Annotated in this window: 14 protein-coding genes; 5 read left to right on the top strand and 9 right to left on the bottom strand. The window is 67.8% G+C overall.

What is annotated here, in order from left to right:
* Positions 1-29 precede the first annotated feature (29 nt).
* From NGK62_RS23895 to NGK62_RS23860, 8 genes are all read right to left on the bottom strand, one after another.
* Positions 30-1268, bottom strand: coding sequence for a thiolase family protein (locus NGK62_RS23895; RefSeq protein WP_118933005.1), 1239 nt, complete (start codon positions 1266-1268; stop codon positions 30-32).
* Positions 1265-1972, bottom strand: a complete 708-nt coding sequence (locus NGK62_RS23890; RefSeq protein WP_059374203.1) for an ABC transporter ATP-binding protein — start codon at positions 1970-1972, stop codon at positions 1265-1267. Before NGK62_RS23890 ends, NGK62_RS23895 begins: the two co-directional genes overlap by 4 nt.
* On the bottom strand, positions 1969-2724 hold the full coding sequence (locus tag NGK62_RS23885; protein ID WP_118933007.1) for an ABC transporter ATP-binding protein: 756 nt from the start codon (positions 2722-2724) through the stop codon (positions 1969-1971). Before NGK62_RS23885 ends, NGK62_RS23890 begins: the two co-directional genes overlap by 4 nt.
* Positions 2721-3737: a branched-chain amino acid ABC transporter permease gene (locus NGK62_RS23880; RefSeq protein ID WP_251880640.1), complete on the bottom strand. Its 1017-nt coding sequence runs from the start codon at positions 3735-3737 to the stop codon at positions 2721-2723. Before NGK62_RS23880 ends, NGK62_RS23885 begins: the two co-directional genes overlap by 4 nt.
* Entirely contained in the window at positions 3734-4591 is an 858-nt protein-coding gene (locus NGK62_RS23875; protein WP_059374206.1) for a branched-chain amino acid ABC transporter permease, read from the bottom strand. The genes NGK62_RS23880 and NGK62_RS23875 overlap by 4 nt, the downstream gene beginning before the upstream one ends.
* An 84-nt stretch (positions 4592-4675) precedes the next feature.
* Complete coding sequence (locus tag NGK62_RS23870; RefSeq protein WP_118933009.1) at positions 4676-5857, bottom strand: ABC transporter substrate-binding protein; 1182 nt, start codon at positions 5855-5857, stop codon at positions 4676-4678.
* Between the two features lie 173 nt (positions 5858-6030).
* A complete protein-coding gene (gene hutG / locus NGK62_RS23865) occupies positions 6031-6834 on the bottom strand; it encodes an N-formylglutamate deformylase (protein ID WP_118933010.1) in 804 nt (267 codons plus the stop codon).
* 118 nt (positions 6835-6952) lie between these two features.
* The gene (locus NGK62_RS23860; protein ID WP_251880639.1) at positions 6953-7906 is read right to left on the bottom strand and encodes a LysR family transcriptional regulator; all 954 of its coding nucleotides are present in this window, start codon (positions 7904-7906) and stop codon (positions 6953-6955) included.
* Between the two features lie 104 nt (positions 7907-8010).
* Here NGK62_RS23860 and NGK62_RS23855 point away from each other — a divergent pair, with 104 nt between their 5' ends.
* Positions 8011-9276 (top strand): MFS transporter, encoded by a 1266-nt coding sequence (locus NGK62_RS23855; protein WP_251880638.1) that lies wholly within the window; start codon positions 8011-8013, stop codon positions 9274-9276.
* Here the strand turns inward: NGK62_RS23855 and NGK62_RS23850 are convergent.
* On the bottom strand, positions 9237-9875 hold the full coding sequence (locus NGK62_RS23850; protein WP_059374210.1) for a TetR/AcrR family transcriptional regulator: 639 nt from the start codon (positions 9873-9875) through the stop codon (positions 9237-9239). The two genes, NGK62_RS23855 and NGK62_RS23850, sit on opposite strands and share 40 nt — an antisense overlap.
* A gap of 150 nt (positions 9876-10025) precedes the next feature.
* Here NGK62_RS23850 and NGK62_RS23845 point away from each other — a divergent pair, with 150 nt between their 5' ends.
* From NGK62_RS23845 to NGK62_RS23830, 4 genes are read left to right on the top strand one after another with little or no spacing between them, the layout of a single operon-like run.
* Positions 10026-10709, top strand: coding sequence for a MarC family NAAT transporter (locus tag NGK62_RS23845; RefSeq protein ID WP_059374211.1), 684 nt, complete (start codon positions 10026-10028; stop codon positions 10707-10709).
* On the top strand, positions 10696-11730 hold the full coding sequence (locus tag NGK62_RS23840) for an Lnb N-terminal periplasmic domain-containing protein (RefSeq protein WP_251880637.1): 1035 nt from the start codon (positions 10696-10698) through the stop codon (positions 11728-11730). The genes NGK62_RS23845 and NGK62_RS23840 overlap by 14 nt, the downstream gene beginning before the upstream one ends.
* Positions 11727-13628 (top strand): esterase/lipase family protein, encoded by a 1902-nt coding sequence (locus NGK62_RS23835; RefSeq protein WP_118933014.1) that lies wholly within the window; start codon positions 11727-11729, stop codon positions 13626-13628. The genes NGK62_RS23840 and NGK62_RS23835 overlap by 4 nt, the downstream gene beginning before the upstream one ends.
* Positions 13628-13849 carry a hypothetical protein gene (locus tag NGK62_RS23830; RefSeq protein ID WP_124260369.1) on the top strand — a complete coding sequence of 74 codons (222 nt, stop codon included), beginning with the start codon at positions 13628-13630 and terminating at the stop codon, positions 13847-13849. The genes NGK62_RS23835 and NGK62_RS23830 overlap by 1 nt, the downstream gene beginning before the upstream one ends.
* Positions 13850-13890 lie beyond the last annotated feature (41 nt).

The following is a 13890-nucleotide window of genomic DNA, read 5'->3' as shown; positions in this document are numbered from 1 at the left end:
GGCGGTTTCTGGGTTGATGGGGGCGTGGATCAGCGGCCAAGCAGGGTGATGCAGGTCACTGCCTCTTCCACGCCGTTGAAGCCGCCGCCGTTCTCGGCGATGGCGAAGCGCGCGCCTTCGACCTGGCGGGCGCCGGCTTCGCCGCGCAGCTGGATCACCATTTCATGGACCTGCGCCAGCCCGGTCGCGCCGATGGGGTGGCCGCGCGACAGCAGGCCGCCGGATACGTTGATGGGGATGCGGCCGCCCAGGCTGGTGGCGCCGGATTCGGCCATCGGTCCGCCTTCGCCGAAGGCGCAGAAGCCCAGCGCCTCGGTCTGCTGGATCTCGGCAAATGCCGTGGCGTCGTGCACTTCCGCCAGCGACATGTCCTGCGGGCCGACCCCGGCGCGTTCATAGGCTTCGAGCGCGGCCAGGTGGCACAGGTGTTGGTCGTAGCGGTCGGCCGGGCGGTCCGTGGCGGTGCGCAGCACGCTGGCGTACAGGCGCACGGCGCGGGCGCGTTGCAGGCGCTTCAGGCCCTGGGCGTTGCAGACGATGGCGGCGGCCGCGCCGTCGCTGATGGGCGCGCACATGGGCAAGGTCAGCGGCCAGGACACGGGACGGGCGGCCAGGGCCTCGTCTATCGTCATGGGGTACTGGAACTGGGCCAGCGGATTGCGGGTGGAATGCATGTGGTTCTTGGCGGCCACGGCGGCGAGCTGGCGCTGGGTGGTGCCGAAAGTCTTCATGTGCAGCCGCGCCAGGCTGGCGTAGATGTCCATGAATACGCTGCGCTTGCCAGGCTCTTCGAAGCCGGGCGGGGGCGTCACGTCGGGCGCCAGCGCCATTAGGCGCGCCATCTGCGCTTGTGCGTCGTGCACGTCCCAGGCGCCGTCGAACACGGCGAAGCTCTTCGCCTTGTCCTCGGAAAACAGCTTGTCCACGCCCACGGCCAGGCAGATGTCGCCCGCGCCCGAGGCCACGTACAGGTGCGCCGCGTTCAACGCGGTGCTGGAGCTGGCGCAGGCATTCTCCACGTTGGTGACGGGGATGCCGGCAATGCCCATGGCCTTCAGCGCGACCTGGCCCGCCACCATGTATTGGCCTTCGATGGAACCCTGGCCAGCGGTGGCGAAGTACGCTGCCTGCAGGTCGGCGGCGTCGCAGCCCGCGTCGGCCAACGCCTGCGTCACGGCGTCGCGCACCAGGTCCTTGACGCTTTTGGCAGGCTGCTTGTCGAAGCGGGTGATGCCCACGCCCGCGATGTAGGTGGTGTCGTTGCTCATGCTTGGATGCCCGTGGTGAGGATGGATTCAATGATGTGGCGGTTGGTCTCGACTTCGGCGGCCGATCCGCTCCAGGCGATTTCGCCGTGGTCCAGCACGTACTGGCGGTGCGCCAGGCGGGCGGGGACCTTCAGGTTCTGCTCGACCAGCACAATGCCGGTGCCTTGGCGGTGGACTTCGGCGAACACTTCGATCAGTTCGTTGACAATGCGCGGCGCCAACCCCTCGGTCGGTTCGTCCAGCAGCAGGACGCGCGGATTACCCAGCAGCGCGCGCGCGATCGACAACATCTGCTGTTCGCCGCCGGACAACTGGTCGCCATGGAAGCCTATGCGTTCACCCAGCCGGGGAAAGACCCGCAGCACGCGGTCCTGCGTCCAGTAGCCGGGCTGGTGCGCCAGCGCGCCCATGCGCAGGTTTTCGCGCACGGTCAGGTTGGGGAAGATGCGGCGGGTGTCAGGCACCAGCGCGATGCCGTCGCGGCTGATCTGTTCGACGGCGCGGCGCGTGGCGTCCTGGCCGCCGATCAGCCGGTTGCCGGCCGAAAGGGGCAGCAGCCCGATCAGCGTTTTGAGCACGGTGGACTTGCCGGCGCCATTGCGCCCCACGATGGCGACGATTTCGTCCTGGGCCGCGCGCAAGCCTATGTTCTTGAGCGCCAACGCCTGGCCGTAATGCACGCTGGCATGTTGCAGTTCGATCATGCCGCCACCTCTTCGCCCAGGTAGACGGCGCGCACGGTGGCGTCGTCGCGGATGGCGGCGGGCGGCCCCTCGGCGACCTTGCGGCCGTTGGACAGCACCACGATGTGTTCCGACAGCGTCATGATCACGTCCATGTTGTGTTCGATCAGCAGTACCGTGCGGCCGGCGGCCGCATGGCGGATCAGGCGGTTGGCGGCGGCGATTTCGTGGTGGCCGACGCCGGCCAGCGGTTCGTCCAGCAGCAGGATGCGCGGATCGGGCAGCAGGGTCAGGCCCAGTTCCAGCGCCCGTTGCAAGCCATACGACAAGGTGCCCGCCACGGTGTCGCGCCAGGCCGTCAGGTCGGTCAGCTCCAGCATGGCGTCGATGGTGGACGCCAGGCGGCGGTCGTAGCGTGGCGCCAGCCAGAACGGCAGCAGATGGGAGTGGCTGATCTGCGCGGCGATGCGCAGGTTCTCCAGCACCGTCATTTCAGGAAAGATCTTGGTGATCTGGAAGCTGCGGCCGATGCCGTGCCTGGCGCGCTCATGGGCCCGCAGGCGCGAGATGTCCGCGCCGTGGCACAGGATGCGCCCGCCATGCCCGGGCAGGTTGCCGGACAGCACGTTGAGCAGGGTGGTCTTGCCCGCGCCGTTGGGGCCGATCAGGCCGTAGACGCGGCCGGTTTCGAAGGCGTAGCTGAAGTCCTCGATGGCGCGCAGCGCGCCGAAGGTGACGCTGACCTGTTCGCATTGCAGGGCGATGTCGCTCATGACGGGCTCCCTTCGCGCGGGGCCAGCGGCACGGCGGGCGCGGATGGACTGGCGGGGGCGGACGCCGGGGGGCGCTTGCGGCTCCAGCGTGCCTGCAGCGCGCCCAGCACCCCTTGCGGGAAGTACAGCGTGGCCAGAATGAAGACCAGGCCCAGGATGCCGTACCAATAGGGCGTCCAGCCGCTGAGCCATTCCTTCAGGGCTTCGAACAGCAGCACGCCGGCCACCGGCCCCCACAGCGTGCCGGCGCCGCCCAGCAGGGTCATGATGATGACGTCGCCGGAGGTGGTCCAATGCAGCATCTGCGGATTCATGTACATCAGCACCGCGGCCAGCAGTCCGCCCGCCAGGCCGCCGACGGCGCCCGACACGAGGAAGGTGATCTGCTTCAGGCGCTGCACGTTGTAGCCCAGCTGGGCGGCGCGGATCTCGTTCTGGCGCACGCCCGCGACCGCGCGTCCGAAGGGCGAAGCGCGCAGCATCGTCATCAGCGCCATCACCAGGGCGAACACGGCGGCGACATACCAATAGAAGTTCACGGTATCGAAGAAGTCGATGCCGGCGAGTTCCGGCCGGCCGATGCCGGGCAGGCCGTCCGCGCCGCCGGTCCATTCGCGCAGCTTGCTGTCGGCCAGGATGTACATGAGCTGCGACAGCGCCAGCGTGACCAGCGCAAAGAAGATCCCCGAGACCCGCAGCGCGAATACGCTGAAGATCCAGGCGCAGGCCGCGCCCGCCACGATGGCGAGCGCCAGCCCCGCCTCGAACGGCAGGCCGTAGCGCTGGGTCGCCAGCGCCAGCGCGTAGCCGCCCGCGCCCAGGAAGGCGGCGTGGCCGAAGGACACCATGCCCAGCAGACCGAACACCAGGTCGAAACCCACGGCGAAGATGGACCACACCATGATCAGGATGGTCAGGTTCAACAGAAAGTCGTTTTGCGTGCAGAAGGGCACCGCGATCACCGCGGCGGCCATGCCTGCCGCGATGGCGGCATCTTGGCGGGAAGTCGTCATGCCAGCCTCGCTTGGCGGGAGAACAGTCCTTGCGGACGGGTGAGCAGGGTGGCGATCAGCATGGCGAACGTCAGGATGTCGACCCAGCTGGGCATGAAGGTGTAGCCCACCGCGCGCACCATGCCGATCAGCAGCGACGCCGCGACCACGCCGCGGATGTTGCCCAGCCCGCCCAGGATCACCACGATGAAGCAGTCGATGATGGTGTTGGTGGCCATGCCCAGCTCGATCGGAAACAGCGGCGCGGAGATGGCGCCGGCCAGCCCGGCCAGCGCCGCGCCCACGCCGAACACCGCGCTGCGGATGGTGGCGGCCGGCAGGCCCAGGATGCGCACCATTTCGCCGTCGCTGCTGGCGGCGCGGACCAGCATGCCGAAGGTGCTTTTCTCCAGCACGAAGAACAGCGCGGCGGACACCAGCAGGCCGAAGGCGATGACGAACAGGCGGTAGACCGGGATGGTGCTGCCGGCCAGCTCGACCGTGCCCGCCAGCAGCGCCGGCATCGGCGTTTCCTGGTAGCCCAGGCCCCAGACGAACTTCACGGCCTCGCTGATGACGAGGATGAAGCCGAAGGTCAGGATCAGCTGATAGAAGTGCGGGCGGTTGTACAGCGGCCGCAGGGCCAGCCTTTCCATCGCCACGCCGACGAGGCCGACGCCCACCGTTGCCACGACCAGCCCGGCGATGAAGGAACCGGTGCGCAACTGGATGTCGAAGGCCAGGTAGGCGCCCAGCATGTACAGCGCGCCATGGGCGAAGTTGATGACGCCCAGCATGCCGAAGATAAGCGTAAGGCCGGACGCCAGCAGGAATAGCAGCATTCCCAGGCTCAGGCCGATGATCACGGTGGACATGGCAGAAATCCGTCAGGCGGCGCGCAGGGCGCGCCGGGGGGAGAGCCGGTCCGCGGGGACCGGCGGATGCGTGACGCGGTGGCTTCAGCCCGCGCAGGGTTCGAAAACCTGATCCGGCGGGAACACCTTGACGATGTCCATGACGTAGGCCGGCTGCGGCGGTTTGCCCGTGGCCACCACGCCCCACAGGCCGTTCTGCATGGCCTGGTGGTCGCAGGCGCGCATGGTCTTCTTGCCTTCCACGGAGTTGGCGCGTTCGCTGGCGGCAAACGCCTCGACCCACTTTTCCTTGTCCCAGGTGCCGGTCTTGTCGACCACGTCCAGCCACCAGCTCATGCCGTCGTAGGCTTCGCCTGCGGCGGCCGAGGGGAACTCGTTGTATTTCTTGCGGAAAGCCTCGACGAAGGCCTTGTTGGCGTCGTTCTCGACGGTGAAGTGATATCTCACGCCCGATTGCACGCCGACCGCGGTGGGGCCGACGCCGGCTGCCATGGTCTCGTCGGCGATCACCGGACCGAAGATCTTGCGCGTCTTGCCGAGTTCGATCTGGCCGGCCTGCTTGACCATGGTGACGGCGTCCGAGCCCGTCATGAACAGCGCCACGCCGTCGGCGTTGGAGCGCGCGATCTTGTCGGCGATTGAGGAATAGTCGCGGTTGCCCAGCGGCGGGAAGTCGGCGCCCACGATCTCGATGCCGGCCTTCTCGGCTTCGCGCCGGTACCAGTCCCAGCTGTCGCGCGTGGCCTGGTAGTCGGCCGTCACGCCGTAGATGCGCTTGAGCTTCTGCTCCTTGGAGTAGGCCAGCGCCATGCGCTGCTCCATGCCCAGCGTGTTGGAGGTGCGGAAGGTGTAGCGCGAGCCGCCCGGCACCGTGATCTTGTCGTCGGCCGACATGGTGACCAGATGGGGAATCTTGCGCTGCTTGGCGATGTTCATGATGGCCAGCGTGCTGGCCGAGCTGACCGCGCCGAAGATCATCTGCGATCCATCGGAGATCAGGCGGGTGGTTTTCTGTACCGCGGGCTGCGGCTTGGTTTCATCGTCTTCCCAGGTGACCTGGATGGGCTTGCCCAGCACCTTGCCGCCGCGCTGCTCTATGGCGATGGTGACGCCCTTGCGCATGTCTTCGCCAAAGATGCCGTAGGTCCCCGACAGCGAGACCACGCCGCCGATCTTGAACGTGTCGGGATCGGCGGCGCGCGCCCCTGTCGCATACAGGGCGCACAGCGCCAGCGCGCCGCAGGCGGCGTGACTCCATGTCTTCATTTTTGTCTCCACGTATTTTTCATTATGGCTCGTAATGTTTTACATAGCTCAGTTGAAATACTACGTTTTGGACTGTGATGTGAAAAATTGGGGAATACCCGAGCGCCCAGACAAAAAAACCGCCCCGAGGCGGCTAGCGCCTGGGGCGGTTTGGGGTGGAGGCCGGCTTGCGGTCAGCGCTGGCGCGCCTTGGTCTGCTCCAGCGCCGACTGCACCATGCCTTCGACCAGCGGAATGACCTTGTCCGCCAGCTCGGGCCGATAGCCGTAGGGATGCGTTTCGTCCATGTAGGTGGACTGGCACATTTCCAGCTGGATGGCGTGGACGTTGTCGGCGGGCTTGCCGTAGTGGCGTGTGATGTAGCCGCCCTTGAAGCGGCCGTTCACCGCCCAGGTGTAGGCGGTGTTTTCGCGCAGCCGCTCTTCGACTGGCGCCAGGATGTCGGGCGCGCAGGCCGCGCCGTCGGCGGTGCCGATGTTCAGGTCGGGCAGCTTGCCTTCGAACAGGCGCGGCAGCACGCTGGCGATCGAGTGCGCTTCCCACAGCAGCACGGTGCCGTGCTCGGCCTTGATGCGGTCGATTTCCTCGCACAGCTTGGCGTGGTAGGGCTTCCAGTAGGTCTGTAGCCGGTGCTCGCGTTCCGCGTCGGTCAGGACGGCCGCGTTGCGGTAGAGGGCGTCGCCGCGGAAAGTCTGGGTCGGGCACAGACCGGTCTTGGTCTGGCCGGGATACAGGCTTTCATCGTTGGGCGGACGGTTCAGGTCCACCACGTAGCGCGAATAGCGCGCGCCAATGACGGACGCGCCCAGCGTCTCGGCGAACTTGTACAGCGTGTCCAGGTGCCAGTCGGTGTCGCCCGACTGCAGCCCCAGCGGCGTCATCTGCGCGCGCTGCGCGTCGGGGATCATGCTGCCCAGGTGGGGAATGGAGATCAGCAGCGGCGCCGTGCCGCGGCTGAATTGGTAGATATCGCTCAAGTAAAACTCCGGGGGAAATGGCGGGGCGCAGGCAAGGGCATGCCTGGCAGCGTCCCTGGGTATCCGGTATTGCGCCCGGCGGGGCAATGCCGGCAATCATAGTGGATCGGGCGCATGCCTAAGGCCGCGGCGGCGCGGCGTCGCCGGCCCAGGGCGCGCCGCCGCGCCATCTGTCGGCGATGGCGTCGATCAGGACGCGCACCTTGGGCGCCAGATGGCGGCGGTGCGGATAGACCGCGCACACCGGCGCGCCAGGTGGAGCTACGGATTCCAGCACCGGCGCGAGCCGGCCGGCGCGCAAGTCCTCGCCCACCAGGAAGGCGCCCAATTGGACGATGCCTTCGCCCGCCAGCGCGGCGTCGCGCAGCGCTTCGGTGTTGCCCAGCCGCAGGCGTCCAGCGATATGCACGCTGCGTTCCTGGCCGTTGACGGCAAAGCGCCAGGGGACCAGCGCGCCGGCATGGGTGTAGGCCAGGGTGTGGTGGCCGGCCAGATCGTCCGGGCTGGCCGGCACGCCATGGCGGTCCAGGTAGCCGGGGGCGGCGCAGGTGATCAGGCGGTGCGGCGCCAGCACGCGGCGCACCAGCCGGCTGTCGGTTTCGCCGCCGATGCGGATGGCGACGTCCACGCCGTCGCGCACCAGGTCGATGTAGTCGTCGGAAAAGCCGACGTCCGCCTCGACTTCGGGCCAATCGCGCAGGTACTCGCGCAGCAGCGGCATGATGTGCAGCCGCCCCAGCGATACCGGCAGGTCGATGCGCAGCCGGCCGCGCGGCGCCTGCTTGCGGCTGGCCATGGCGTCGGTGGCGTTGTCGACCTCGGACAGGATGCGCTGCGCGTGTTCGTAGAAGACGCGGCCCTCATCGCTGAGGCTGACGCTGCGCGTGCTGCGATGGAGCAGCCGGGCGCCCAGGCCCAGTTCCAGGCGCGCGATGCACTTGCCGACGGCCGAACGCGACAGGCCCAGCTTTTCGGCCGCGGCGGTAAAGCTCTGCGTGTCAGCCACGCGCACGAATGCGAGCAGGTCGCCGATGTGATCCAACCGGGCGGCCGGGTAGGATGAATTGCGCACGATTCGTCCCTTGTATTTATTGATCTTCCTACTTTATCAGCGAAATGGAAACAGTAGACTGCCTAGGGGTCGGCCCGGCAAGGGCCTTACTGGAACCCCTGATCATGACCCGCGGCATTTCCCCTGAAGACCACGCCCTCGCTGGCGCTTCGTGTACCGAACCCATGCCCGAGCGCGCCGGCTGGCGCGCGTGGCTGGGCGTGATCGCCGTGGGCCTGGCGACCTTTTGCGTGGTCACGACCGAAATGCTGCCGGTCGGGCTGTTCGTGCCCATCACCGCGGCGCTGGACGTTTCGGTGGGCATGGGCGGCTTCATGCTGTTCGTGCCCGCCATCCTGGCGGCGCTGTTCGCGCCGCTGGTCGTCATCGGCGCAAAGGGGGCGGACCGCCGCGTGATCCTTGGCGGTCTGCTGGCGTTGCTGGTCTGCGCCAACGCGGCCAGCGCCTGGGCGCCCAGCATGCCTTGGTTCCTGGCGGCGCGGGTGCTGGTGGGCTTTTGCATCGGCGGCGTCTGGGCGATCGCTGGCGGACTGGCGGGCCGGCTGGTCGGGCCGGGCTCGGTGGGATTGGCCACGTCCGTCATTTTCGGCGGCGTCGCGGTGGCGTCCGTGCTGGGCGTGCCCCTGGGCGCCTTCATCGGCGAGCTGGCCGGCTGGCGCGCGGCCTTCGGCGCCATGGCGGCGCTGTGCGCGGCCGTGCTGCTGCTGAATCTGCTCAGCCTGCCGCCGTTGCCCGCGGCGCGCACGCTGCGTCCGCGCCAACTGGTGTCGCAATTGGCCAATCCGAGCTTGCGGCGGGGTCTCCTGATCACGCTGTTCCTGGTCGCGGGCCATTTCATGGCCTACACCTTCGTTCGTCCGCTGCTGCAGATCCACGCGGCGTTCGGCCAGAACTGGATCGGACCGCTGCTTTTCGCCTACGGCGCGGCAGGCGTGGCGGGCAACTTCCTGGGCGGGGCCGCGGCCGCCAGGCGGCCGGCCGCGACGCTGCTGCTGATCGCGCTCAGCCTGCTGGTGGTCTTGCTGCTGCTGGGCGTACTGGGGCAACTGCGCCCGGCCGCCGCGGCCTTGCTCTTGCTGTGGGGCTTGGCCTATGGCGCGGTGTCGGTGTCGCTGCAAACCTGGATGATGAAGGCCGCGCCGGATGCCGTGGAAGCCGCCACCTCGCTGTTCGTCGCGGTGTTCAACCTGGGCATCGCGGCAGGTTCGCTGCTGGGCGTGCCCAGCGTGGACGCGCTGGGGCTGCGGACCAATCTGTGGCTGGCCGCGGCCTGCATGCTGTGGCCGGCGTTGATGCTGGCGCGGGCAGGGTGGGGCGAGTGGCGCGGCGGCTACGCGCGAAAGGCGCGCAACAGGGTGTCCACGCCGTAGCGGCAGGTAGCCAGATGCTCTTCGTTCGGGCCTTCGGCGCGGCCGCCGGTCAGCCGCGCGTGCGACGCGATGCCGTCGATCAGGTTGCCCAGGGTGCGCGCCGCCTGGCGCGGATCGTCGATGCGCAGTTCTCCGCGATCGCATGCCCGTTTCAGGCACTGTTCCAGGGGCGCATGCAGCTGTACTTCCACCGCCAGCCGCAGGGATTCGGCCAGGTGCGGCAGGCGATGCGATTCCGAGACGATCAGGCGGTAGAGCGCGGCCGATTTGGGTAGCAGGGAGTAGTTCAAGAGGCGTCGCGACAGCTCGTGCAGGGCGGGGCCGACGGGCTGGTCCAGCATGGTGTCCGGGAATACCGTCGCGCGCATGTCGTTCAATTCATGCTCCAGCACCGCGACCAGCAACCCCTCCTTGTTGCCGAACAACTGGTAGGCGGTGGCCGCCGATCCGCCGGCCTGCCGCACGATGCTCTGGATGGAGGTTTGCGCGTAGCCGTGCTCCAGCAGTGACTGTGTCGCGGCTTCGAGCAGGCGCTCGCGGCGCGCCTCGCCCCGGCTGGTCAGCGCGCGCGGCGCCGTATCGTCTGGAATCGTGTTCACTTCATTCCCATGGCCGCGTGTCGGTCGCGGACTCTCTAGCGCCACGCGGGTGCCTGGCTAAAAATGTGTAATGTATAGTACATTACGCACTTGACTTCATTCAAGCAGCTGTGACCCGCCGCAACGGCGTCGCCTGCAGCGCTCATCACCATGATCGACGACCTGGTTCAATTGGGAAAACTGGTCAGCCTGGGGCTGGCCTTGATGCTGCCCCTGGCCAACCCCCTGACCTCCATGACATTGCTGCTGTCCCTGGGCCAGCAGATTCCCTATAAAGAGCGAGAACGCCAGGTCACGCAGGCCGCCTTTTACGTGGTTGGCATCATGCTGGTCACCTACTACGCCGGCGCCTGGATCATGCATACCTTCGGCATTTCGATTCCGGGGCTGCGCATCGCGGGCGGGCTGATCGTAGCCAGCATCGGCTTCAGCATGGTGTTCCCGTCCGCGCCGTCGACCGCCTCCGAGGCCGACGTGGCTGACGCCCAGGCCAACCGGCAGACGCCCAACATCGCCTTCGTGCCGCTGGCGATGCCGGGCACGGCGGGTCCGGGCTCCATCGCCATGATCATCAGCGGCGCGGCAACCCTTGATGCCTCGGTGACGCAGACCTATGCGCCCTGGGTGATGGCGGTGACGCCCATCCTGGTGTTCTCCCTGCTTGGCCTGTTGTTCTGGATTTGCCTGCGGTCGGCGGGCCGCATCGTGGCCGTGATCGGCCAGGGCGGGGTGGAGGCCATCTCCCGCATCATGGGCTTCCTGCTCGTGTGCATGGCGGTGCAGTTCGTGATCAACGGCGTTCTGGAAATCGTGCAACAGCATGGCGGCATCTGATCGGGCCCGGCGCGGCTGCCTGGCGATTGCCGGGCGCGTCATCTTCAGCCTTGTTCTCATTCTGTCCGCGCTGTGGGGCGGCCTGGCCCTGGCCTACCGCTTGCCGGGCGGCGCGGTAGTGCAAGGCGCGGCGGCGCTGGCCTGGGCCGGGCTGTGCCTGTACGCGGCCATCGCGCTGTGGCGCGGGCGCGCGCGGCGCGCCGCCTGGACCTGGCTGGTCGGCATGGCCGCGCTATGCGTCTGGTGGCAGACACTGGCCCCGTCCAACGACCGCGTCTGGGCCGACGACGTGGCGCGCACGCTGCGCGGCAGCGTCTCCGGATCCATCGTCACCTTGGACAGCGTGCGCAATTTCGATTGGCAGGCCGATACCGACACGCGCTACACGGCGCGCTGGGAAAGCCAGCAATACAACCTGAACGAGCTGGTTTCCGTAGACATGGTCCTGTCGTACTGGGGCAGCCCGGCCATCGCCCATACGCTGGTCTCCTTCGGCTTCACCGACGGCCGCCACGTCGTGTTCTCGGTCGAGATCCGCAAGGAGCGCGGCGAACAGTTTTCCGAGGTCGGCGGCTTCTTCAAGCAGTTCGAACTGAGCGTGATCGCAGCGCAGGAGCGCGACATCCTCTACGTGCGAGCCGGGCCGCGCGCCGAACGCGTGTACCTGTATCCCGTCGACATGCCCGTGGCCGCCATGCGTGAACTGTTCCTGTCCTATGTGCGTACCGCCAACGAGCTGGCCGACGCGCCGCGCTTCTATCACACGGTGACGGCCAACTGCACGACGCTGGTCTACAGCATGGTGCGCGCCATCGTGCCGGGCCTGCCAATGGACTACCGCATCCTCCTGTCGGGCTACCTGCCGGAATACCTCTACGAACAAGGGGGGCTGGATACCAGCAAGCCTCTGGCCCAGTTGCGCGAACAAGCCTACCTCGGCAAGCCGGCCTTGCCCGGTCCGGATCCGGTTGAGTTCTCGCGCGCCATCCGCCAACCGCCCGCCGCCGGGGCCGCGCAATGAGCGGAATCTGGACGGCCGGCGCGAAGGGCTGCGCGATCCTGGCCCTGCTGGCGTGCGCCGGCTGCGCAGGCGTCAAGGTATCGTCTGTCAGCACCCAGGATTACATCGCCCAGCGCCGCGGCGACGTGCTCACCACCGGCCAGCTGAGCGCGTCCGCGCGCGAGTCCATGGCCGTGCTGGGCCTGAACGCGCAGGAATGCCGCAAGGACCGCGACGCCTGCACCCATGCGCTTGCCACCATGGATGGACTGGACAGCGAACGGCGCCTCTCCACGCTGTCCGAAGTCTGGCTGATGGAGGCGCTGGCCACGGAAAAACAGCGCCCCGACAGCCAGGCCGGCCAGGACGAGCTGCTGGACGCCTATCTGCAGACGGCGCGGGCCGCCTACGCCTATCTGTTCTTCACGCCGCGCTCGCCCAGCGACCGCGCCTTCGAGGACCGCCAGACGCAGGTGCGCGACTATTACAACTACGCGGTGCAACAGGCCGTCACGCGCCTGTTCGAGCAGCATCGCGGCCGTCCGCCGGAGCCCGGGGCCAGCATGGCGGCGGGGCCCTGGCAGGTGGTGGGCGAGATGTCCGACGTCAAACTGCCTGGCGGCAAGCAGTTTCCGCACGAACTGGTGCCCGCGGCGAACTTGACCTTCCGCGGGCTGCGCAGCATGTACCGGCGCGACGGCTTCGGCGCCGAACTGGTGGCGGTCACGGCGCGCCGCGTGAACGATGCCGACACCTTCAAGACGCCGTACAGCGAAACGCCGTTTCCCGCCGTGACCGTCATCATGGGCTTTCCCGGCGATACGCTGGAACAGGTCATGGCCACGCAAAACGCGACCCTGGCAGCCTACGACCCCTACAAGCGGGACACGGTGGAACTGGCCGGCACGACGGTGCCGCTGGCCGCCAACTTCACCTCCGGCTACGGCTTGTGGCTGGCGCGCTCGGGCTTCGCCACCCAGGCGCTGCGCAACGTGCTGGGCAATGAAGAGGGCATCGACGCGCCGCATGTCTATCTGTTGCAGCCCTACGACCCCGACCGGCGCACGGTCGTCATGCTGCACGGCCTGGCCAGCAGCCCCGAGGCCTGGATCAACGTCGCCAACGAAGTGCTGGGCGACGAAACCCTGCGCCAGAATTACCAGATCTGGCAGGTTTATTACCCGACCAACGCGCCGCTGGCGCTGAACAACCGCGCCATCCGCGACGCGCTGCGCCAGACGATCGGGCATTTCGATCCCATGGGCGCGGCGCAGGCTTCGCGCGACGCCGTCATCATCGGGCACAGCATGGGCGGCGTATTGAGCCGGTTGCTGGTATCCTCCTCCGGCACCGTGCTGTGGGATGCGCTGCGCGACCACGCCAAGCTGGACGATGCCCGCCTGGCCCAGGCGCGCGCCGAATTCGATCCGGTGTTGAGCTTCGAGGCGTTTCCCGGTATTTCACGCGCGGTGTTCATCGCGGCGCCGCACCGGGGCACGCCCTTTGCCGAGAACACTTTGTCGCGTTGGCTGTCCAACCTGATCACGCTGCCCGTGACCGTAGTCAGGCAGTTCGCCAAGCTCAACAGGCTGGCCGACGGCGATGGGCCGGCCCGCGAATCCTCGATCCGGATATCCAATGGCGTGGACAACCTGAGCGAAAAGGACCAATTTGTGAGACTGACCGCGTCCATGCCGATTTCGCCGGCGGTGCGTTACCACAGCATCATCGCGAACAACACGCCCGGCGTCCCGCTGGCGGATTCGGATGACGGCCTGGTCCCGTACCGCAGCGCGCATCTGGACGGGGCCGAATCCGAGAAGATCATCGACTTCTCGCATAGCGTGCAGGAGACGCCGCAGGCGATCCTGGAGCTCAGGCGCATTTTGCGGCTGCAGCTGGAACAGGGGGCGCGCTGATGCACGGGTTATTGTTCGGCCTGCTGGGCGCTGCCGCCGGTATCTTGATCGCGGCGCTGTTGCGCCAGCCGGGCGTGCTGCTCTATGACTGGATCGCGACGCGCGCGGCGGCCAGGCGTCAGGCCGTCCTGCGCAAACGCCAAGCCCTGATCGTCGAGGCGGCGGCGCGCGATGCCGCGAAGGCCAAGCGCGGCCGGCCGCCTGTCACGCAAGCCGGATAACCCTGAGCGGCGCGCCGAGATGGCCCGCCGGGGACGGCCGC

Origin of the sequence: Achromobacter sp. Marseille-Q4954 (assembly GCF_943737025.1) — a bacterium.
GTDB lineage: Bacteria > Pseudomonadota > Gammaproteobacteria > Burkholderiales > Burkholderiaceae_B > Achromobacter > Achromobacter bronchisepticus_A.
This window is presented reverse-complemented; position numbering and strand designations above follow the sequence as displayed.

Coding starts and splice junctions, on each gene's coding strand:
- NGK62_RS23895 (WP_118933005.1), bottom strand. CDS start 1,268: ATGAGCAACGACACCACCTACATCGCGGGCGTGGGCATCACCCGCTTC.
- NGK62_RS23890 (WP_059374203.1), bottom strand. CDS start 1,972: ATGATCGAACTGCAACATGCCAGCGTGCATTACGGCCAGGCGTTGGCG.
- NGK62_RS23885 (WP_118933007.1), bottom strand. CDS start 2,724: ATGAGCGACATCGCCCTGCAATGCGAACAGGTCAGCGTCACCTTCGGC.
- NGK62_RS23880 (WP_251880640.1), bottom strand. CDS start 3,737: ATGACGACTTCCCGCCAAGATGCCGCCATCGCGGCAGGCATGGCCGCC.
- NGK62_RS23875 (WP_059374206.1), bottom strand. CDS start 4,591: ATGTCCACCGTGATCATCGGCCTGAGCCTGGGAATGCTGCTATTCCTG.
- NGK62_RS23870 (WP_118933009.1), bottom strand. CDS start 5,857: ATGAAGACATGGAGTCACGCCGCCTGCGGCGCGCTGGCGCTGTGCGCC.
- NGK62_RS23855 (WP_251880638.1), top strand. CDS start 8,011: ATGACCCGCGGCATTTCCCCTGAAGACCACGCCCTCGCTGGCGCTTCG.
- NGK62_RS23845 (WP_059374211.1), top strand. CDS start 10,026: ATGATCGACGACCTGGTTCAATTGGGAAAACTGGTCAGCCTGGGGCTG.
- NGK62_RS23840 (WP_251880637.1), top strand. CDS start 10,696: ATGGCGGCATCTGATCGGGCCCGGCGCGGCTGCCTGGCGATTGCCGGG.
- NGK62_RS23835 (WP_118933014.1), top strand. CDS start 11,727: ATGAGCGGAATCTGGACGGCCGGCGCGAAGGGCTGCGCGATCCTGGCC.
- NGK62_RS23830 (WP_124260369.1), top strand. CDS start 13,628: ATGCACGGGTTATTGTTCGGCCTGCTGGGCGCTGCCGCCGGTATCTTG.